Here is a 20,675-nt window from a genome sequence, read left to right as displayed (position 1 = left end):
TTCATTTCGCACAGGCGGCCGGCACATGCTCCGTGATATGTCGGCCTGCTGACAATGCCCAATCAGCGGGATCACCCATGCTTGCCCGTCACCGCACCGCGCTGCTCTCGTTCCTGCTCGCCCTCGGCGCCGCGCTGCCGGCTGCCGCCGGGGAGATCGCGCTACCGCGCGACGCACAGCTCGGGCCGCGCCCGTTCTATCTGGTCGACAGGATGAAGGACGGGCCCCTGAAGCAGCAGCTCAGCCAATGCACCGGGCCGTTCCACAAGACCGACTTTTCGATCGGCCACCGCGGCGCCGCGCTGCAATTCCCCGAGCATAGCCGGGAATCCTATCTCGCCGCCGCGCGGATGGGCGCCGGCGTGATCGAATGCGACGTCACCTTCACGCGGGATCGCCAGCTGGTGTGCCGGCACTCGCAATGCGACCTGCACACCACGACCAACATCCTGACGGTGCCGGATCTCGCCGCAAAATGCACGCAACCCTTCAGCCCGGCCGATCCGGCCGCCGGCAGGAAGGCCTCGGCGAAATGCTGCACCAGCGACATCACGCTCGCCGAATTCAAGCGGCTCACCGCGAAAATGGACGGCTTCAATCCGGATGCGAGGACGCCCGAGGGGTACCAGAACGGCACGCCGCGCTGGCGCACCGACCTCTACGCCAATTCCGGCACGCTGATGAGCCATGACGAGAGCATCGCCTTGATCAAAAGTCTCGGCGCAAAATTCACGCCCGAGCTGAAGGCGCCGGAGGTGGCGATGCCGTTCGACGGCGACTACACCCAGGAAACATATGCGAGCCAGATGCTCGCCGCCTACAAGGCCGCCGGCATTCCGCCGAGCGACGTGTTCCCGCAGAGCTTCAGCCTCAAGGACATCCTCTATTGGGTGAAGACCGAACCCGACTTTGCCGGCCAGGCGCTCTATCTCGAGGACCGCTACGAGAAAGCAGGCCTCGATCCGAACCGGCCGGAGACCTGGAAGCCGTCGATGCAGGAATTGAAGGCCTCCGGCGTCGCGATCCTGGGGCCGCCGATCTTCGCGATGCTGGCGCTGAACGACAAGGGCGAGATCGTCCCGTCGGCTTACGCCAGGGCGGCAAAGGCCGCCGGCCTCGATCTGATCGGCTGGTCGCTGGAGCGCGACGGGCCGCTCAACCGAGGCGGTGCGTTCTACCACAAGTCGGTGAAGGCTGCGATCGACCGCGACGGCGACACGCTGACCGTGCTCGACGTGCTGGCAAGACAGGTCGGCGTCCGCGCGATGTTCTCCGACTGGCCGGCGACGACCACATTCTATGCGAACTGCATGGGGATGAAGTGAGGTCTTGCCGGGCGGCGCGTTACGGCTGTCCCGCCCTACGCACCGTGCGCGCCCGCCATAACCATTCCGGCCGTTCCGCGCGCGGCAGAACAGGACTAGCATCATCGCCTTCCCGCCCGACGGGACAACACCACAGGGAGGCCGCCATGAAGCCAGGACAACCGGTCAAGGACGCCAGCCATCTCTACGAAGTCGAGCGCCGCGCCCAGCACGCCGCCCGACCCGGCTTCCGCATCATGGAGCTGCAACTCTCGCCGACCCAGAAGGTGCCGTGGCACACCCACAGCAACATCTCCGACACCTTCTATGTGCTGGAGGGCCAGATGCGGCTGTTCCTGCAGGAGCCCAAGGAGGAAGTGAACCTGAAGGTCGGCGAAGTCTACGCCGTCCGCCCGACCCGCCCTCACCTCGTCACCAATGCCGGCACGACGTCGCTGACCTTTTTGATCCTGCAAGGCGTCGGCGAATACGACTACGTGCCGCTGGCGGCAGGCTGAGGACACGCGTCGCTTGCTCCGCCGTCGTCCCTGCGGAAGCAGGGACCCATAACCACCGCGTTGCGTTGTTGAAGCAAGCTGTGGCCCCAACGTCGTGCAACAAGATCGAGCTGTGGTTATGGGTCCCGGGTCGCGCTGCGCTTGGCCGGGACGACCCAAGGATAGAAGCCGATTCACATATCAAACAGCATGAGGATATGCGCGCCCGCTTTCTCGCGACATGATTTGTCCGAGTTTGCATTCGTCCGGATTTGATTTGCGCCCCGGCCAAATCAAAACATGGTCCGCGCCAGCGGATCGTTCAATAAATGTGCGCCCCGATGATAGACGTCGCGATACCGAGTTGTGTCGCGCGGATCAAGTCTCGGGCGCCGCGCGATCTAATTCCTATCGCAGCGTCTGGCCAGGAAGTAACCTGACCGGTGCTTGGCGTTGCAGCAGAGTGTTCAAGTTGGGATTACTGAAAGTACGCGTCGCCGATGAACTTATTCGAGATGCGGCTCCGACCTTGTGCGTTGTGTCACCAACAATGATTACTTTTTGAGGACCCACATGAGGAGACAGCCCTACTACGAGCTGGTTGGTTTTCGTGCCTTGAACAGAGGCGCCGACATCCAAATTGATCGGAGCGAACACCCAGCCAAATCGCGCTCCTGCGTTCGCCTGCAATTCCAGAATTTTTGTATAAGTAAGACCGCCATTGCTGTCTCTGGGAATCGCCGTAAACACCGTTTCAATCCAAGCGGCCAGACCAAGCCCAGTACCCGATGGATCGATATCCTTGGGCTGGCACCAAGCGGGCGGCGGCGTCGACAAGACCGCTGCGAGGTCCGTCGAGAACGCAAGGTGCGCCGTGATCGTATCCTGAGCATGCCCGCCAACGCTCGGCGTCAGCGAATAGTCGACTGGAATAGCCCAGGAGACCTTGCCGTCAGCATCGACCCGACTGACTAACGTCAAGTCGAGCGTCGAGCCAATGTCCCACACGTCCGGAATTTTCGGGTTCACCTCCGCTGGAAGGAAACGGCGAACTGCTCGCAATTCGCATTCGACTATCTCTACAAAGTGCCTAACTTCGACGACACGCTCCCGATTGATGGTCGGATACGCGCACGCCGACGCGAAAATGCAGGCTGACAAAATCAGCAAACCACGATGAAAATTCATTGATTATATCCACCCCAGGTTGAGCAGATCAAACCACGCAGCCTAAGTAAAGATATGGCATGAACGGGAAGCCGGTTATTCAGCGAGCCGTTGCACAACTGCAACAATTGGCCCGTTGTATCGAACAAGCAGGGCCGGCGTCGCTGCCCAGGCTCGCAGGGCATCTAAACGGGCGCGCGATCCCGTCGACAATTAGGAGAGATCGATACTCCGTCACATCAGCTTCAGCGGCGCGTCGTGAACCAGCCGCAGGTCGATATTGCCGATCAAACGCGCGCGCCGCGCCTCGGCGGTGCTGATCGCAGCCTCGGTCTGCCGCAACGTGCTGACATTCGATCCGAGCGACACGATACCGCCGAGCACCAGCGCGATCGATCCGAGTGCCGCGGTCTGACCGGCCCCGAACAGGCCGAGCAGCGCAATGAGTAACAATCCGAACCCGCCTGCGATCGCGATCTTCGAGCCGAGAATGATCCGCCGCGATCGCTCGGCGCTCTCGGCAAGCTCCTCGATCTGCGCCTCGATCTCGGAGATCTCGTCGGTCGGCTCGTCTTCGGTCATCAGGTTCGGACCTGTCGGGCGGGTCAGGCCCGCCACGGATCGTGCGGAGCGAACGCGGCGGGTCACGCTTGCGCTAACCCACCCTACGCTCTCCTCACAACGGCAGATTGTCGTGCTTCTTCGCGGGGATCTCGACCTTCTTGTCCTTCAGCATCGCCAGTGCCCGCGCGATCCGCCGCCTGGTCGAATGCGGCATGATGACGTCGTCAATGTAGCCGCGTTCGGCGGCGATGAAGGGGGACAGGAAGCGGTCTTCGTATTCCTTGGTGCGCGCGGCGATCTTGTCGGGGTCGCCGATGTCAGAGCGGAAGATGATCTCCACCGCGCCCTTGGCGCCCATCACGGCGATCTGGGCGGTCGGCCAAGCGTAGTTCATGTCGGCGCCGATTTCCTTCGAGGCCATGACGTCGAAGGCGCCGCCATAGGCCTTGCGGGTGATGATGGTGACGAGCGGCACCGTGCACTGCGAATAGGCGAACAGCAGCTTTGCGCCGTGCTTGATCAGGCCGCCATATTCCTGCGCGGTGCCCGGCAGGAAGCCCGGCACGTCGACGAAGGTGACGATCGGGATGTTGAAGGCATCGCAGAACCGGACGAAGCGCGCGGCCTTGCGTGAGGCGTCGCTGTCGAGCACGCCCGCCAGCACCATCGGCTGGTTGGCGACGAAGCCGACGGTGCGGCCGGCGATGCGGCCGAAGCCGGTGACGATGTTTTTCGCAAAGGTCTCCGAGATCTCGAAGAAGTCGCCCTCGTCGACGACCTTCAGGATCAATTCCTTCATGTCGTAGGGCTTGTTCGGATTGTCGGGGATCAGCGTGTCGAGCGACATGTCGACCCGGCCGATATCGTCGAAGCTCGGCCATTCCGGCACGCCGTCGGTGTTGTTCGAGGGCAGGAAGTCGATCAGGCGGCGCATCTGCAGCAGCGCGTCGACGTCGTTCTCGAACGCGCCGTCGGCGATCGAGGAGCGCGTGGCGTGCACCGAGGCGCCGCCGAGTTCTTCCGCGGTCACCACCTCGTTGGTGACGGTCTTCACCACGTCGGGGCCGGTGACGAACATGTAGCTGGTGTTCTTCACCATGAAGATGAAGTCGGTCATCGCGGGCGAATAGACGTCGCCGCCGGCACAGGGGCCCATGATGACAGAGATCTGCGGGATCACGCCCGAGGCCTGCACGTTGCGGCGGAACACGTAGGAATAGCCCGCCAGAGCAGCGACGCCCTCCTGGATACGCGCGCCGCCGGCGTCATAGAGACCGATGATCGGCGCCCTCGCCTTCATCGCCATGTCCTGAAGTTTCGTGATTTTCAGCGCGTGGGTTTCGGAAAGCGAGCCGCCGAACACCGTAAAATCCTTGGCAAAGACGAACGTCTTGCGGCCGTTGACCGTGCCCCAACCGGTGACGACACCGTCGCCGGGGATCCTGGTCTTCTCCATGCCGAATTCGATCGAGCGGTGCTCGACGAACATGTCGAACTCCTCGAACGAGCCCTTGTCCAGCAAGAGCTCGATCCGCTCGCGGGCGGTCAGCTTGCCGCGGGCGTGCTGCGCCTCGATGCGCTTTTCGCCGCCGCCCAGCTTGGCGCCGGCGCGCCGCTCTTCGAGGGTATCGAGGATATCTTTCATTTGTTTCCGCCCGTGTTAGCTACAGTCCGCGTCCCGGCGCGAGCCGAGGTCCGCTTCGTTCGGAAATGGCTTAGCACGGCCATTTCGGAACCGGAAAGGCGGTTGTGGACGGGTTCGGGCGCAAAAACGGTAGGATTTTCCGATATCTGGGGAGATGGCGATGACCGACACGAGCACGGCCACGGTCGAGACCGGCGCACCGACCGGCGGGGTGCGCACCCTGCTCCGGCTGGAGGGCCTCGTGCTGTTCCTCGGCATGACCGTGCTCTATGCCCAATGGGAGGGCTCGTGGCTGGTCTATGTCCTGCTGTTCCTGGTGCCGGATTTGAGTTTCGCGGCCTATCTCGCCGGCCCGCGGGTCGGCGCCATCGTCTACAACGCCGCCCACAGCTATCTGGCGCCGGTCGCGCTGATGACGCTGGGCTTTGCCGCCGCGGCGCCGCTGGTGCTGTCGATCGCGATGATCTGGCTCGCCCATATCGGGATCGACTCCGCGCGCTCGGCTACGGGCTGAAGTATTCGAAAGGCTTTGGCTTCACCCATCTCGGGCGGATCGGGAAAGCGCAGGAGCCCGCCTAGCACCCGCTTCCTGACGTCACGCACGGCCGGTCAAATTGACAGCGTGCGCGTCGATTGCTGGCGTCTCGAAGGATGCAGGCCCGCCTGTGGCCTCATGGTTCGAGACGCGCGTTCCGCGCTCCTCTCCGTGAGGAGAGACAGACGTCAAGCAAAGCGGCGCGCGAACACCACGCAGACGACGACGAGCATGGTCGCCACGATCATCGACCACGGCACCTGCTCGTGCAGCAACAGGCCGGCCAGCGCGAGGCCGAAGAACGGTTGCAGCAGCTGCAATTGGCCGACGCTGGCGATGCCGCCGATCGCAAGGCCGCGATACCAGAACACGAAGCCGACCAGCATGCTGAAGATCGAGACATAAGCGAGCCCGAGCCAGGCCGGCGCACCGATGCCCTGCCAGCTCGGCGGCAGCGTCATGATCGTCATCAAGAGCACCACCGGCGCCGACAGCACCAGTGCCCAGGAGATCACCTGCCAGCCGCCGAGCCGCCGCGACAGCGCCGCGCCTTCGGCATAGCCGAGGCCGCAGACGATGATGGCGGCGACCATCAGGAGGTCGCCGGTCAGCGACGCCGATCCGTCGCTCGACAAGGCGAACGCGCCGACCGTCGCGCTGCCGATGCAGGAGAACAGCCAGAACAGCGGCTGCGGCCGCTCGCCGCCGCGCAGCACGCCGAACACGGCGGTCGACAGCGGCAGCAGCCCGATGAACACGATCGAATGCGCCGAGGTGATGTGCTGGAGCGCGAGCGCGGTGAGCAGCGGAAAGCCGATCACGACGCCGAGTGCGACGATGGTCAGCGACACCAGATCCTTGCGCTGCGGCCAGGGCTGGCGCAGCACCGCCAGCAGCGCGGCGCCGAGCAGCGCCGCGATCGCCGCCCGCGCCGAAGTCAAGAACAGCGGCGAGAACCCTGCCACGGCCACGCGGGTCGCCGGCAGCGAGCCGCTGAAGATAATCACGCCGAGCAGGCCACTGCCCCAGCCGTCGATCGAAGCCTTGTCCATCGTACTTTGCTTCCCAAAACGTAACTGCGCCCCCTCACCCCGCTCTTGCGGGGCCGAGACGAGCGAAGCTCGCTCTTAGAGGGTTAGGGTGAGGGGCGGCTCCGCATACTCGGTAACGGCCGAACTCGTGGAGACTCCCCCTCACCCGGAACGCATCTGGCGATGCGTTCCGACCTCTCCCCGCAGGCGGGGCGAGGTGAAGCCGAGTCCGACCTCGCACCGACCATAGCCGGCGGAGGCTCGCCAAGGCAGCTACAGATCGGTACAATATCGTAAAACTGTATGGGCAAAGGTAGGCATACACTTGCAACAGCAATCCGATGCGCCAAAGGCGATGCGGACCACCGAGGTGATGAACGCGATCCGCGCCAAGGTGGCGAGCCGCGCGCTGGTCGCCGACGACCGCCTGCCCTCGATCCGCGGCCTCGCCGCGACCATGGGCGTCTCGCCCTCCACCGTCGTCGAGGCCTATGACCGCCTCGTCGCCGAGGGCCTGATCCGGGCCCGGCCCGGCTCCGGCTTCTATGTCTCGTCCGCGGCGCTGCCGCCGCTCGCGCTCGCAAAGGACCAGCCGCAGCGCGACCGCGCGGTGGATCCGTTCTGGGTGTCGCGGCAATCGCTCGATGCCGAGACCGGCGCGCTCAAACCCGGCTGCGGCTGGCTGCCCGCCGAGTGGATGCCGACCGAGGCGCTGCGGCGCGCGCTGCGCGGCCTCGCGCGGGCCGACGACGCCGTGCTCTCCGACTATGGCGCGACGCGCGGCTCGCTCACGCTGCGCCGGATCCTGATGGCGCGGTTTGCCGACGAGGGCCTCGAGGTGCCGCCCGAGCAACTCTTGCTGACCGCGTCCGGCACGCAGGCGATTGATCTCGTCTGCCGCTTCCTGCTGCGGCCGGGCGACACTGTGCTGGTCGACGATCCCTGCTATTTCAATTTCCGGGCGCTGCTGCGCGCGCATCAGGTTCGCATCGTCAGCGTGCCCTACACGGCATCGGGCCCCGATGTCGCCAGCTTCGAGGCGACACTCGCCGCCGAGCGGCCGCGGCTCTATGTCACCAACTCGGCGCTGCATAATCCGACCGGTGCGACGCTGTCGCCGCAGACCGCGCACCGCGTGCTGAATGCTGCGACAGCCTACGATCTCACCATCGTCGAGGACGACATCTTTGCGGACTTCGAGCCGGGGCCTTCGGCGCGGCTCGCCGCGCTCGATGGCCTGAGCCGCGTGATCCGGATCGGCAGCTTCTCCAAGACGCTGTCGGCATCGGTGCGCTCCGGCTTCATCGCGGCGCGAGCGGACTGGATCGAGGATCTCGTCGATCTCCAGGTCGCGACCGGTTTCGGCGGCCCCAGCGCGGTCGCCACCGAGATCATCGCCGGCGTGCTGTCGAGCGGTTTCTATCGCAAGCATGTCGAGGAGTTGCGCCGGCGCCTTGCCCGCGCCCGCCGCGACGTCGGCGACAAACTGCAGCGCATCGGCGTTACACCCTGGCTGATGCCGCGCGGCGGCTTCTATCTGTGGTGCCATCTGCCCGACGGGTGCGACTCCGCCGATGTGGCGCGGCTGGCGCTCGCGGACAATGTCGTGCTGGCGCCGGGCAACGTGTTCAGCGCCTCGCAGACGGCCGCCGCCTTCATGCGCTTCAACGTCGCGCAATGCCGCGACCCGAAACTGATGTCGACCTTGCAGCGGGCGATCGGGCGCCAATAGCGACGGCGCCCTACTCCCTCTCCCCGTTCTTACGGGGAGAGGGTTGGGGTGAGGGGCTGCTTCCTCTTGCACGGTGATAGCTGTGCCTGAGGAGAGTCCCCTCACCCGGAACGCATCTGCGATGCGTTCCGACCTCTCCCCGCACGCGCAGGGGTGTCCGGGGAATGATTCACTGTGTCGCGGTGCATGCTCGGCAGGACCGAGGCAAATCGGTCTTTTCTGGTTGTCGAGACACAGAGGGCCGAGCATGCGATATCGCGGTAGCATTTTTGGAAGGCTGCTTGAACCGATCAATCGACGGCAGTTTCAGACGGTTGTGGATCGTCTGGACGGGGATGCCTACGACAAGTCGTTCAGGAGCTGGGATCATCTGGTGGCGCTGATCTATGCCCAGCTTAGCGGCAACAGCAGTCTGCGCGGGGTGGTGACTGGCTTCAACGCCAATTCGCAGCATCACTATCACTTGGGAACCGGCAAGCTGTCGCGCTCGACGTTGTCCGATGCCAATGCCCGCCGTCCGATCGGCATTTTCGCGCAAACCTTTGCGGCGCTGTCGGCGATGGCGCGTCGCCAGCTGCGGAGTGAAGGCATGGAGATGGTGCGTCTGATCGACGCCAGTCCGATCCCGCTCGGCAAGGTCTGCAGTTGGGCGACGTGGAACGGCCGCATCCGCGGCATGAAGCTGCATGTCGTCTACGACCCAAGGAGCGATGTCCCGACCTGCGTCGAGATGACGGCCGCGAACGTCAATGACATCGAGATCGGCCGACAGACCCCAATCCAGCCCGCCACCACCTATGTGTTTGACAAGGGCTATTGCCGTTTCGACTGGTGGCAGAAGATCAATGATAGCAAGGCTTTCTTCGTTACCCGGGCGAAGACGAGCATCCGTCTTCGCTCGCTCAGGCATCGCGCCATCCGCAAGCGTAACGGGGATGGCTTCGAAATCCTTGCCGATGACGAGGTGAAGCTCACCAGCAAGGGCGATTCGCGCCTTCCAATCCCGCTCCGCCGCATCAAGATCAGACGCGAGAAAGGCGGCAAGATCACACTCCTGACCAACGACCTTGTCCGTAGCGCCGTCGAGATCGCCGCCCTCTACAAGAGCCGATGGCAAATCGAGCTGCTGTTCCGCTGGATCAAGCAGCATCTCGATATTCGCAAGTTCCTCGGCGCCAACGACAACGCGATCCGCCTTCAGGTGCTCGCTGCGATGATTGCCTACCTGCTGCTGCGCATCGCCGCTCACACCAACTGCATCAAAATGCTCCCGCTCAGGTTCGCCGAACTCGTCGGCCAGCTCCTGCTCACGCGTCGATCCCTCGCTGCCATCGACAAACCTCCGCCCATCAACCCCAGCCGTCGGAAATCAACCATCTCACCTGACCAGATGGAGCTCCGCTATGCCTGAATTTCCCCGGACACCCCTGCCGCACGCGGGGCGAGGTGAACGGAGTCCGCGCCGCCCCTACTTCTCTCCCACCTTGAACGGCTCCTCCTTGCCCGGCGGCACCGTCTCTTCGGCCATCGCCAGGATCATCGCCACCATCACGTAATTGCCGGCGACCGCGGTGAGGTCGACGATCTGCTGATCGTTGAAAATCTTCCTGGCCCGCGCATAGGTCTCGTCGGAGACCTTCTTGGTCGTGGTGAGCTCGGTGACGAAGTCGTACACGACCGCCTCGTCGTCGGCCATCTTCGACGGCCGGTTGCCGGCCTTGAGCTCGGCGATGACGTCGGGCGGCAGGCCGGCCTTGGCAGCGAGCGGCGCGTGCGCGAACCACTCGACCTGCGAGCGCCACTGCCGGCCGATGATCAGGATCGCGAACTCGTTCAGCCTGGTCGGTACCGAGGTCTGCCAGCGCAGATAATAGAACAGATCGTAGAGGCGCTGGCCGAGCACCGGGCTCCGGATCATCGGATTGTAGGGACCACCGATGCCGACGCTCGACACCTTCATGATCTGCTCGCCGAGCGGTTTTTGCAGGTCGCTGAGCTGCTCCATCGTGAGCTGCGGGAAGCGCGGCTCCTTGCTGGTGGCCGGCGCTGAAAACACCGTTGCCGCAAGCCAGCCGCCGGCCGCGGCCAGCGTGAGCGACGAGAGCCAGACTGTTGCTGAATGCATGATTCCTCCGCTTTGATTTATCGGAGGATGCTAGAGCATGGCGTCGCGCGCGACAAACGCAAAGCGTTTGCGCGGAGGTCAGCCCGTCACAGCGCGACGATATCGGTGAGGCATTGCTGCGTGACGCTCATCCGCGCGTCGGTCTGCGCCTGCGTCTTGCAGTCCATGTTCATCGCGAACACGGTGATGTCGGTGCCCTTCTCGGCCCAGCCGACCAGCCAGCCGAGCGAGCCGTGCTCCTTGTCGGTGAGGCCGGTCTTGGCGCGGATGACGGTCTCGCCGACTTTCGTCACCGGGAGAATGTCGCACACCAGCTGCTGGCTGCGCTTGCCGACCGGCAGCACGCCGCGGCGCAGCCGGTCGAGGAAATCGATCTGCTGCACCGGATCGATCCGCAAATTGCCGGTCACCCAGAACTGGTCGATGCCGCCGCCGATGTCGCGGTTGCCGTAGTCGATGATCTCGAGATATTTCTTCATCCGCTCCTCGCCGATGCGGCGGGCGATCTCCTGGAACACCGGAAACGCCGACACCGCGAGCGCGGAGCGCAGCGTGTGGTCCTTGTTCCAGGCCTCGATGCTGCGGGTTGTGCCGTCCCACTTGAAGACGTCCTTGTCGGGGTCCTGCACCACGCCGGTATCGAGCGCAATCAGCGCGTTCGCGATCTTGAAGGTCGAGGCCGGCAATTTGCCCTCGCCCGAGCGGACCTTGTCGCTGGCGATGATCAGATAGTCCTCGACCTTGTAGCCGACGAAGGTGCCCTCGGTTCCGAGCTCGAAGAAGCGCTTTTGCAGCTCCTCGCGAAACTCGCTGCGCTGATAGGACACGTTGGCGAAGCTGCGCGACGGCAGGATCGTGGCGGCAGCAAGCAGACCGAGCGCATGACGGCGATGGATCACGACAAGTCCTGGGCAGGTTCGCGTTGACGACGATGGTGGATGCCATCGTGGTGAAAGGATGGCAAGAAGACTCACTTGTCTGTCGCGTTTTCTTCACGCGAACCGGTGCCCGCTTCGCTCGAAAACGCGCCCGCTAGCGCGCCCGGCCCGACATCCGCAGCACGAACACCAGCACCTCGGCGACGGCCTTGTAGAGCTCGGCCGGAATCTCGTCGCCGAGCTCGACATTGGAGAGCGCGCCGGCGAGCACCTCGTTCTCCTCGATCGGGATGTCGTTGGCCTTGGCAACCTCGATGATCTTGGCGCCGATCGCGCCCTTGCCTTTTGCCACCACGCGGGGCGCGCCGGCGTGGTCGTAATGCAGCGCGACCGCGAGCTGGTTGTTGGCGTCGCTCACGATGCGCGGTCCAGGAAATGGCCGGCGCGCGCGGGCGCAGGTTGCGGCGGAGTGCCGTCGCGGATCTCGATATCGCCGGGCGCGAGCTCGGCCCTGGTCAGCGCCTGGCTCAGCTCGGAGACGCCGGCGCGCAGTTGCGCGGCGGTCGAGGGACGCTCGGCCCACATCCGCACCGAGGTGCGCTCGCCGTTCAGCGAGACCAACGCGTGCACCGGGCCGGCCGGCTCGACATCGAGCGTGAAGCGCGCGCGCCACACCCGCTTGGCGGCTTCGACCTCATTGCCGCCGCCATCGCGGGAAATCTCGAACTGCGCCATCGCCGTGCCCTGCGGGGTCAGGAACGGGATCTCGAAATTCCAGCGCGGCAGCATGGCGTCGAGCTGCGGGCGCGACCCGTCGCCGCGGTCCGGCAGCGAGGCGACCTGCAGCAGCGTCTGCCGCGCCAGCGCGGCGTCGGTGTTTTCCAGCAGGCGATGCGCGGCGGTCGCGAGCGGCGTGTTTGGCGCGATCGACGGCCCGGCGACGGCCTGCGCCGACGGCAACGCGCCGTGAAACGGCGGTGGCGGTGTGTTGCCGCGTACGGACACCTCGCCCGGCAGCAGCTCCCTCGGCACAGCGCCCTGCCGTGCGGGGTTGCCGAGCTCGTGCAGCGCTTCCTGAATGAGATTGAGCGCGCCGCCGGAGGACGGGCCGGCATCGAGCGCATCGGCGAGCGCCCCTGCGAGCCCTGTGGTGCCGCGGCCGACATCCTCGGCGACCGGCAGGCGAGCCTGCGGCAGCAGGATCTCCTGAACGTCGAGGTCTGGCGTGCCGGATGGCACGAGGCTCGGCGCCGTGGCGGCGCTGGCCTGCGCCGGTTGCTGGAGCGATGTGGTGGACGCCGGTCTGCCGGCATCACCGGCGCCAAGCGAGGTCAGCGCCTGGCGCAGCACGATCAGCGCGGCCTTCAGATCGGGCGCGCTGCCGCTCGCGGGTGCAATGCCCGCCGCGAGCGTCGCCTCGAACATCAGGCCGGATTTCTGGAAGCCGGCTTTCACGGCATCACCGCTCAGACCGTCGTCGAGGCCGGTCTGCTGCGCCAGTACCTGCGCGATCGCAGCTTGCAGCTTCGGCGGCAGATTGGCGGAGGCGACCGCGGCGAGATTGGCGAACAGCGGCGCCTGGCTGCCCTGCGCCGCAGCCGCGGTCTGGGCCGTCGCGGTGATGGTGACGCGCTCCAGCGGCGTCAGCACCGCCTTCGGTGCCGTGGCGATCGGCTGGGCGGCATCGATGGTGTTGGCCGCTGCCGGCGACAGCCGTACGGCATCGCCGGTGTCAGGGCCCTGCCCGACCAGCTGCAGGCGGATGCCGTCATTGGTCTGCGACACCGCGAGCTGCAGGTTCTGGCCCTGCTGCAGCGGCACTTCGGTCTGGACGTCGATCGACAGGCTCGCGATCGCGATCCGCACCAGATCGGCGGACAGCACCTTCAGCACCCGCGCATTGACGACGCTGCCGGCCTCAAGCGTGAGGTCCGGCGCAACGCTGTCCGCCTCCTTCGAGGCGAGCACCGGCAGCACGGGATTGATGGCGAGTGCCATGTCGGAGGTCTCGGCCCTGCGCGAGGAACGTGCCGCAGGCTAGCCCGGCGCCGTAAACCCCTCGTTAACCGGCGGCCGGCTTGAGCTCCCTGAGCACGCCGGCGGCGGCCTTGAAATCGAGCTGGCGGGCGGCGCGGCGGGCGGCGACCTCCTCGTCGACGCCCCATTTCTCGATGTTCCAGTCCTCGTCGACATGGGCGGCGGCCCAGACCTGGTCCTCGTCGCGGACGCCATGCGCCAGCGCCAGCGCCAGCAGCGCCGAGCCGGTCAGCGTCGTCACCACATGGAGCGCCGCGACCGACCATGGGTCGGTCGGGAACGCCGCCCGCGCCGCCTTGATCGCAGGCTCGGGCTGGCCGACATGCATCACCCCCTCGGCCATCACGAAATGGGCGCCGAGCGCGTCGGCGGCCCAGAACAGGATCGGATCCCAGTGTTGGGCCTCGCGCGCCACCAGCGTCTCGGGATGGCCGGCGCGATAGAACAAGAGGTCGCTGCCGAGGAACTTGGCCGCATCGTCGGCGACCTCGTCGACGCGATCGATCACCCCCTCGATCACGCTGTTGGCAAGCCGCGTCAGCGGCATGGTCATGGGATCGATGGTCTCGCCCTGCGCATTCCATTCCGCCGCAACCGCGTCCGCAATGGCCCGCGTCGGCACCGCGATCGGCTTGCCGGACGGCGTGCGGATCGGCTTGCCGTCGAGGGTGATCGAAAATCCGCCATCGGCCTCGGCGACGCCGGCGCTGGTGTAGAACCGCTTGCGCTGGGGCGTGCGGATGTGGCGCCGCACCGCCTCCTGCGGATCGAACGGAGATTGTTCTGGGACATCGTCGAAAAGTTCGCGCATCGCGCCGGGTAGCTTTCGTTCAAAGGGATTTCCCTGCAAGATATGTCAGGGGCAACGGCAAATAAAGCTGATGGGACGCGGCAAATTCCTTGCGGGTTTTTCGCTCGTTGCGGCGGTTTTCGCCGCCGCCACAGCCTGCGCCGGGTTCCGTTCGCCGGAATCCCTGATCCGCAACGTCTACGCCCATTATGGGCGAGGCAGCGCCGAATATTCCAACGGCCTGCCGCGCGACGAGGAAACCGCTCGCCGATTCTTCGATCCCACCCTGCGCGGTGCCTGGACCGCGCTGCACGATGCGCCCTACGATTTTCTGGTGCAGAGCCCGACCTGGCGGCTCGGCCCGATCTCGATCGCAATCCCGCGCCGGCAGTTCGACAAGGCCGACGTGACGGTGACATTCGACAATGAAGGCCGCGCCGTCACGCTCAACTTCATCGTCGTCAACGGTCCCGACGGCTGGGTGATTTCGGATGTCGAGAGCCCGCACGATTCCTTGCGGACGTTTCTGACGCAGTTTCGGCGGTAGTAGACTGCCCTTGCCCTTCCGGCGATCGCTGCTCCACCGGGCACGTCGGCAGCCATATCGGCTACGAGCCGATGCTTTGATGCTGCCGCTTGGCCCGCCTTGTGACCATGTCCGCCTACCTGTTCCGGTCACCACCGAGAAGATTCTTGTAGACCTTCCCATCTTTCATGATGACCAGGAAGTTCTTCGCCGGATCCTCTATCAGCTTGATGTTGTCGATTGGATTGCCGTCGACCAGCAGAAGGTCGGCGAGCGCACCTTCCTCCACCACGCCCAGCTTGCCTGGATATGGGTTTCGAAGCCCGGACAGACTGAGCAATTCGGCATTCGTCGATGTAGCCATGATGAGCGCTTCAGCCGGCGTGTACCATCGCGTGAGGGTCGTCAGCATGGCTCCTTGCCGGTCAGCAAGCGCCTTCGAGAACAAGACGTCGGTACCGAATGCCGTCTTCAACTTGTACTTCTTCGCAAAGCCGTAGACCCTGTCGGTGCCGGCAACAACCTGCCGCATCTTGTCCTGCTCCGCAGGTCCAAGGGCGCTGGCGCCCGACATATCGAGGAAGGGCTGGGTGCTCAGCCAAATTCCCTTCTCGGCCATCAGGCGGGCCGACGCGTCGTCCATCAAATGACCATGCTCGATACACTTGACCCCCGCTGCGATCGATCGCTGGATCGCGACCGGCGTGTAGGCGTGTACGACGGCATAAGTACCCCAGTTCTCGGCAGCCTCGACCGCGGCGCGCAACTCCGGTTCAGTGAACGTGGACACATCGAGCGGGCTGAACGGCGACGCCACCCCACCGCCCGCCGTGAGCTTGACCTGCGTAGCCCCTTGCATGAGCTGCTCGCGCGCGCGCACGCGAACTTCATCCGGGCTGTCCGCGACCATGGCGCCGCCTATCCTCTCCATGCGGCTGAGCATGCCGCCGATCGTTCTGGGCAGATCGGACAGCGGCCGGAAGTCGCCATGGCCGCCGGTGATGGTGATCATGGCACCGGATGGGTAGATGCGAGGACCGGCGACGAGACCTTCGTCAATCGCCCGCTTGAGGGAAAAGGCCGGCCCGCCCATGTCGCGAATGGTGGTGAAGCCGCGCATGAGCGTGGCCGTTGCCTCGGCGGCCGCAAGAAGGTTGGTGTAACCGATGTCGCTGGCCATCACGGCCGCCGGCGTCGGGCGTACCAGCAATGCATGCCAGTGCGCGTCGATCAGCCCGGGCATCAGCACCCGTCCGTCGCCGGCGATCACCTGAGCGTCGGCCGTGATCGCCGCAGTCGAAATCTTCTCGATCTTGTTGTTCCGGATCAGCACATTGGACGGCCCGGACAGCGCGCCATTCCTGCCATCGAAAATGCGCACGTTCTGAAACAGTACGCCACCATCCTGCTGAGCTTGCGCTGGCAGCAAGGCGATGAGGCTCATCACAATCGACGCAACCAGCGCCGAAACTCTCACGCCCTTCCTCAAACCTGACATGTCCACTCTCCGCCGATGGCTCATCGCGCGAGACCGTCATTGATCTCGCGAGGAGCCGACTTGATTTCAGACGATTAATGAGAGTTCTGCTGCTCCCTGGAGGATCGACGGCCTATTGAGCCGCTCTGGCGGCAGGCTGTAAAGCGTAAGTCAGCCATCCGATGCCATGAGACAGCAGATCGATCCCCAGCAGCAGCCCGAGCACCCACAGCCCGGTCGCCGGAAATCCCGTCAGAATGACGAGGCCGGCCAGAACGCCAAACAGCCCGGATGCGAGCATGATCCAGCCGGACTGCTGCCAATGGCCGATGCCGACCAGCATGCGCACAATCCCGGAGACTAAAAGCATGAGACCGAGGGCATAGGTCAGGAGCAGCGCGCTCGCCACCGGTTGACTGAGCAGAACGATTCCGCAGGCAAGGTAGAGCACCCCCAGCACAAGCTGCCACACGAATCCACCCCAGCCCTTGGTCCAGAAGGCGTGCAGGATTTCGAACCCGCCGGCAACAATGGCCGTCCAGCCGATAAAGATGGCGCTGATCACGGTGAAAAGCACGACATCTCCCAGGACCAGAAGGCCCGCGGCGATCATAACGAGGCCCAGCAGCACGCAGACCCATAAGGGCGGGCCAGGCAGGCCGCGGAGCATCGTGGAACTGTTCTCATAGGTAGCCATGTCGTCCTCCTTGATCCCAGGCAGCCATGGCCCGGTCGCGCGCAACCGGGCCACTCGAGCTGCCGGAGCTTGTGCCTGCCCTCACCAGCGCCATCCACAGCGGCGGCGACCTCTGTGCCACCAACAGACCCAGCGGCGCCGGCGATGCCAGCGGCGGCGCGGTGGCGGAGGACGCGGGCGCGGTGGTGGTCGGGCGACGACCATATGAAGCGGCCGCACGGGACCACCCGTCTTCGCGACGAGGGCATCTTCAGGGACGAGTGGCAGCGCCTTGGCCGCCTGCGTCAGCAAGCCGGTTCCGAGACCAACGGCTGCGACGCCGCCGAGCATTTTCCTGAGCACGATGCGACGATCGAGTTCATCCATATCTGGCACCTCGTTCTTGCAGAGACCTTCTGGCCCCGCGGCGCCCGACATCCGATCAGGTCGATCGCTCGCGCTCGCCGGTCGCTCCGTCGTCCGGTATTTCGCCTGGCCGATAATTCGGCAGCCGTCCCGCGGGAATGACCGCAAGCAGTGCGAGGCCGGCCATGATCAGCAACCCGATCTTCAAAGCGCGCAGGCGCGCTTCGGTGTTGACCCGGACGGCTTCCTCGACCTGCTGTGGCGTACCGCTCGTGCCTTCGAGTACGCTGCGCAGCCGGTCATTGCTGACGAAAGTGATGTTGCCGAGATCAACCTGGCTCTGAAGCTCCTTGGTCAGCACCGGACTGGCCGCAATCCTGCCGAGCGCGATCGTGCTCAAAAGACCGACCAGAAGAGCTCCGGCCACCGCGGTGCCGACGGCAGCCGCCAGATTCTGCGTGGTTCCGCGCAAGGACCCGACATCCCCCGCCAACGCCTTGGGTGAGGCCGTGACCAGAACGTTGAACAGCAGTGTCACCAGCGAGCCCTGGCCGATGCCGAACAGCACCAGCCCGAGGAGAACGGGAATCTCGCTCCAGTCGTTGCGCACGACGAAGGCGAGCCACAACAACGCGACGGTGCAGAGGCCAAAGCCGAAGCGTCCGATCTGGCGAGGCGTCAGTTTTTCGTAGAGATTGACGATCATCATCGCCGAGAGGAAAACGGTCAGATTGAAGGGCATCATCGCGATCGCCGTCGCAATTGGCGAACGTCCCTGCACGATCTGGATGTAGAGCGGCACCGTGAAGTTCAGCGATGCCTCGAGCGCCACGACCGCGAACAGCGCGTAGACGGCGCACCTCTCCTCCGGCGAATCGATCACCTCCAACGCCAGCAAAGGCGTCCTCCCCGCGGCCTGCTGGCGATGCGTCCACATCAGGAATGCCTGCCCGAGCACTATGCCAAGCACGATCAGGACCGGTGCCGGCGAGACGCCCAGCAAGTCGAATGGCGCGTTAGGGGTCGCCAGGATCACGCCCCAACTGTTCAGATTATTGAATCCGAAGCTGATGAAGATGATCGCGCTCGCGGCAAGAGCGACCCCGATCAGGTCGATCTGGACATCCGCGCGACCGCGGTCCGGCCGCAGGCGGAAACTCAGAGCGAAAGCGATCGCCGAGGCAACGATGAGAACTCCAAACGCGGGGCGCCAGCCGATATAGGTGCCGAGCAACCCGCCGACGACGAATGCCAGCACGCCGGCGGCAGCCCGCGCCGAGCCCAACGCGCCAAGGGCCGTCGCCTGCTGGCGTCCGGCATAATTCTCGGCAATCAACGCGACGAGCGAGGGCACGATCACCGCGCCCGCAGCGCCGCAAAGCGCCTGAGCGGAAATCATGACGGAGGCCGTGGGGCTGAACGTCATCGCGATCTGCGCTATCAGAAAAAGCACGACGGCAGCACGAAACACCTGCACCGCCCCGAATCGTTGGGCGAGCTTGGCGCCAAGCATCACGAACCCGGCGACAAGCATCGAGTAAGCCACGATTCCAGTCGCGACGGTGGTCGGCGGCACGCCGAAGCTGGCCACCATTCCCCCCATCGCAACCGGCAACGACGCGACGTTGAACGACATGATCATCTGGCCGAACGCAATCGCGACCATGGGCACCCATGATGCGCGCTCTTCCTGATGAATGTCGCCGATCGAGATTGCTTGCGTTGCCATCGCGTCCTCCAACCTGCCCGACGTTGCGATCGATCGGGCCACGGCTCGACCGATCTTCAGTGCCTCTTGTTCACTCGTCCGGTTGGGACACGAACAGATCCATGCCCAGTCTTTGCGACAGGAACTTCGCGGCGAGCTGCCCTCGCACGCTGTTGCCGGCCGCATCCAGTGGCGGCCCGAAAGTGCCGAAACCACCCTTTCCCGGAGACACCGCGACGATGCCTCCACCAATGCCGCTTTTGCCGGGCAGACCGATGTCGTACAGCCAGTCGCCCGACGTCTCGTACAGTCCGGCAGTGACCATGACCGCCAATGCATAGTGGCACACGGCCGCATCGACCACCCGCTGCCGGGTCACCGGATTCACGCCACCATCGGCCAGCGTCGCACCCATCACGGCGAGATCCCTGGCGCTCACATTCAGCGAACACTGCCGGGTGTAGAGATCGGTCGCCTGCCTGGCGTCGCAGTAGATCCGGTCGTAGCTCTCCAGCAACCGCGCGATGCTTCGATTGCGAAAATTGGTCTTGGATGCCGATGCGTAGACTTCCTCGTTGAGCGAAAGCTTGCGGCCCGCGAAACGCGAGAGACCGTCATGGATGAACCGCCATTGCTCGTCAGCGCTCGAGCCCGGCACAAGGCTTGTGGTCGCGATCGCGCCTGCGTTCACCATGGGGTTGGTGCGCCCGGCTCCATGCTCGATCGCCGCCAGTGAATTGAACGGCAGCCCGGTCGCATTCGCGCCCAGTTTTGCACGAGCCTCTTCAGGGCCGATGGCCTCGCACACCAATGCGAATACGAATGGCTTCGATACACTCATGATCGAGAATTCGTATTCGGTATCGCCCGCGCCGTAGACACGTCCGCTGGTGCCGGCCACGCAGACGCCGAACAGTTCACTCCGCACCCTGGCCAGGGCCGGATAAACCTGCGAATTGGTCCCTTCGCTGTTCGACTTGAAGCGCTGATGCGCTTGAGACACGAGCTCCTGCACCATCTCGGGTTCGGGCAAGTGCCCGGTCGAGATGTAGGGCCGCTCCGCTTGTTCCGCGATCGAAGGCGGCCGCATTGGCTGTCCTTCCGGATTTCGACCTTATTGCTTCAGGTCTTCTAGTCGGCAACCAGAAGTAGGCGCCCAAAAAACCACGGAGTCAACGATCCACTCCCACAGCCTTTGCAATGCTTGCGTTGGTCCAGAACACTTTACGACAAATGCGCTGAACGCATTGCGTATCGCGGAATCGCAGCGCCGTTGCGCGATGCACATTCGATACAGTCATGCGACGTTTCGGCGCGGCTAGGTAAGCAAGATTGTCCAATCGCCCGCGGCGCAATTGAATCAAAAGAGAAGTCATCATGGCAGCAACGAGCGATTTCCATCATTGGCACGCGAGAGTACGATCATCGTGTGCGGATGTGAGCCCGCCGCTTGTCCAAGCAACACCGGCCCGCGGCGACGGTGGAATGACCGCATCACTTGCAGAGTGAGGTTGATCATGGTGGCGCGCGCAAGCGACGGACAGCTTCTGTTGGTAAAGAAGCTTGGTGGGCTTATTGCTATCGTTGTAGGCTGCTTGTTGACAGCAGTCGGTGTGA

The 20,675-nt window shown here is 64.5% G+C and carries 18 protein-coding genes and 1 pseudogene; 6 read left to right on the top strand and 13 right to left on the bottom strand.

Annotation, left to right across the window (positions count from 1 at the left end):
* The first annotated feature begins 77 nt into the window (after nt 1–77).
* Nucleotides 78–1,325 (top strand): glycerophosphodiester phosphodiesterase family protein, encoded by a 1,248-nt coding sequence (locus ACVIYL_RS29145; protein ID WP_253608237.1) that lies wholly within the window; start codon nt 78–80, stop codon nt 1,323–1,325.
* Between the two features lie 146 nt (nt 1,326–1,471).
* Nucleotides 1,472–1,822, top strand: a complete 351-nt coding sequence (locus tag ACVIYL_RS29140; protein ID WP_253608236.1) for a cupin domain-containing protein — start codon at nt 1,472–1,474, stop codon at nt 1,820–1,822.
* A 387-nt stretch (nt 1,823–2,209) separates the two neighbouring features.
* Here ACVIYL_RS29140 and ACVIYL_RS29135 read toward each other — a convergent pair whose 3' ends face one another.
* The 3 genes from ACVIYL_RS29135 to ACVIYL_RS29125 form a co-directional block, all read right to left on the bottom strand.
* Nucleotides 2,210–2,989: a hypothetical protein gene (locus tag ACVIYL_RS29135; protein ID WP_253608235.1), complete on the bottom strand. Its 780-nt coding sequence runs from the start codon at nt 2,987–2,989 to the stop codon at nt 2,210–2,212.
* Between the two features lie 213 nt (nt 2,990–3,202).
* On the bottom strand, nt 3,203–3,550 hold the full coding sequence (locus ACVIYL_RS29130) for a hypothetical protein (RefSeq protein WP_092090159.1): 348 nt from the start codon (nt 3,548–3,550) through the stop codon (nt 3,203–3,205).
* Nucleotides 3,551–3,644: 94 nt separating this feature from the next.
* Nucleotides 3,645–5,177 (bottom strand): acyl-CoA carboxylase subunit beta, encoded by a 1,533-nt coding sequence (locus ACVIYL_RS29125; RefSeq protein WP_253608234.1) that lies wholly within the window; start codon nt 5,175–5,177, stop codon nt 3,645–3,647.
* A 160-nt stretch (nt 5,178–5,337) separates the two neighbouring features.
* On the opposite strand from ACVIYL_RS29125, the pseudogene ACVIYL_RS29120 reads away from it, so the two are divergent.
* Nucleotides 5,338–5,756, top strand: a pseudogene (locus ACVIYL_RS29120) (DUF4260 domain-containing protein).
* Between the two features lie 144 nt (nt 5,757–5,900).
* Here the strand turns inward: ACVIYL_RS29120 and ACVIYL_RS29115 are convergent.
* The gene (locus ACVIYL_RS29115; RefSeq protein ID WP_253608233.1) at nt 5,901–6,764 is read right to left on the bottom strand and encodes a DMT family transporter; all 864 of its coding nucleotides are present in this window, start codon (nt 6,762–6,764) and stop codon (nt 5,901–5,903) included.
* A 352-nt stretch (nt 6,765–7,116) separates the two neighbouring features.
* Here ACVIYL_RS29115 and ACVIYL_RS29110 point away from each other — a divergent pair, with 352 nt between their 5' ends.
* Nucleotides 7,117–8,475 carry an aminotransferase-like domain-containing protein gene (locus ACVIYL_RS29110; protein ID WP_253609990.1) on the top strand — a complete coding sequence of 453 codons (1,359 nt, stop codon included), beginning with the start codon at nt 7,117–7,119 and terminating at the stop codon, nt 8,473–8,475.
* Nucleotides 8,476–8,722: 247 nt separating this feature from the next.
* A complete protein-coding gene (locus ACVIYL_RS29105; protein ID WP_253605569.1) occupies nt 8,723–9,886 on the top strand; it encodes an IS4 family transposase in 1,164 nt (387 codons plus the stop codon).
* Between the two features lie 57 nt (nt 9,887–9,943).
* Here the strand turns inward: ACVIYL_RS29105 and ACVIYL_RS29100 are convergent, their stop codons facing one another.
* From ACVIYL_RS29100 to ACVIYL_RS29080, 5 genes are all read right to left on the bottom strand, one after another.
* Nucleotides 9,944–10,600, bottom strand: a complete 657-nt coding sequence (locus ACVIYL_RS29100; protein WP_225646182.1) for a carboxymuconolactone decarboxylase family protein — start codon at nt 10,598–10,600, stop codon at nt 9,944–9,946.
* A gap of 86 nt (nt 10,601–10,686) precedes the next feature.
* Entirely contained in the window at nt 10,687–11,499 is an 813-nt protein-coding gene (gene blaOXA / locus ACVIYL_RS29095; protein WP_253608232.1) for a class D beta-lactamase, read from the bottom strand.
* 133 nt (nt 11,500–11,632) lie between these two features.
* Nucleotides 11,633–11,896 carry an EscU/YscU/HrcU family type III secretion system export apparatus switch protein gene (locus ACVIYL_RS29090; RefSeq protein ID WP_253608231.1) on the bottom strand — a complete coding sequence of 88 codons (264 nt, stop codon included), beginning with the start codon at nt 11,894–11,896 and terminating at the stop codon, nt 11,633–11,635.
* On the bottom strand, nt 11,893–13,476 hold the full coding sequence (fliK, locus tag ACVIYL_RS29085) for a flagellar hook-length control protein FliK (protein ID WP_253608230.1): 1,584 nt from the start codon (nt 13,474–13,476) through the stop codon (nt 11,893–11,895). Before fliK ends, ACVIYL_RS29090 begins: the two co-directional genes overlap by 4 nt.
* 64 nt (nt 13,477–13,540) lie before the next feature.
* Nucleotides 13,541–14,326: an ATP12 family chaperone protein gene (locus ACVIYL_RS29080; RefSeq protein WP_253608229.1), complete on the bottom strand. Its 786-nt coding sequence runs from the start codon at nt 14,324–14,326 to the stop codon at nt 13,541–13,543.
* Nucleotides 14,327–14,396: 70 nt separating this feature from the next.
* Between ACVIYL_RS29080 and ACVIYL_RS29075 the strand changes: the two genes are divergently transcribed.
* A complete protein-coding gene (locus tag ACVIYL_RS29075; RefSeq protein WP_225160318.1) occupies nt 14,397–14,852 on the top strand; it encodes a hypothetical protein in 456 nt (151 codons plus the stop codon).
* 115 nt (nt 14,853–14,967) lie between these two features.
* On the opposite strand, the gene ACVIYL_RS29070 is transcribed toward ACVIYL_RS29075, so the two are convergent.
* From ACVIYL_RS29070 to glsA, 4 genes are all read right to left on the bottom strand, one after another.
* A complete protein-coding gene (locus ACVIYL_RS29070) occupies nt 14,968–16,275 on the bottom strand; it encodes an amidohydrolase family protein (RefSeq protein ID WP_456781902.1) in 1,308 nt (435 codons plus the stop codon).
* A 166-nt stretch (nt 16,276–16,441) separates the two neighbouring features.
* Nucleotides 16,442–17,005 carry an HdeD family acid-resistance protein gene (locus ACVIYL_RS29065; RefSeq protein ID WP_253608227.1) on the bottom strand — a complete coding sequence of 188 codons (564 nt, stop codon included), beginning with the start codon at nt 17,003–17,005 and terminating at the stop codon, nt 16,442–16,444.
* A 421-nt stretch (nt 17,006–17,426) separates the two neighbouring features.
* Nucleotides 17,427–19,079: an MFS transporter gene (locus ACVIYL_RS29060; protein ID WP_456780397.1), complete on the bottom strand. Its 1,653-nt coding sequence runs from the start codon at nt 19,077–19,079 to the stop codon at nt 17,427–17,429.
* Nucleotides 19,080–19,149: 70 nt separating this feature from the next.
* The gene (gene glsA / locus ACVIYL_RS29055; RefSeq protein WP_253623756.1) at nt 19,150–20,148 is read right to left on the bottom strand and encodes a glutaminase A; all 999 of its coding nucleotides are present in this window, start codon (nt 20,146–20,148) and stop codon (nt 19,150–19,152) included.
* Between the last annotated feature and the right edge of the window lie 527 nt (nt 20,149–20,675).

Source organism: Bradyrhizobium sp. USDA 3315, from assembly GCF_054056795.1.
Note: the sequence above shows the minus strand (reverse complement) of the source record. Positions and strands in the feature narration are given on the sequence as shown.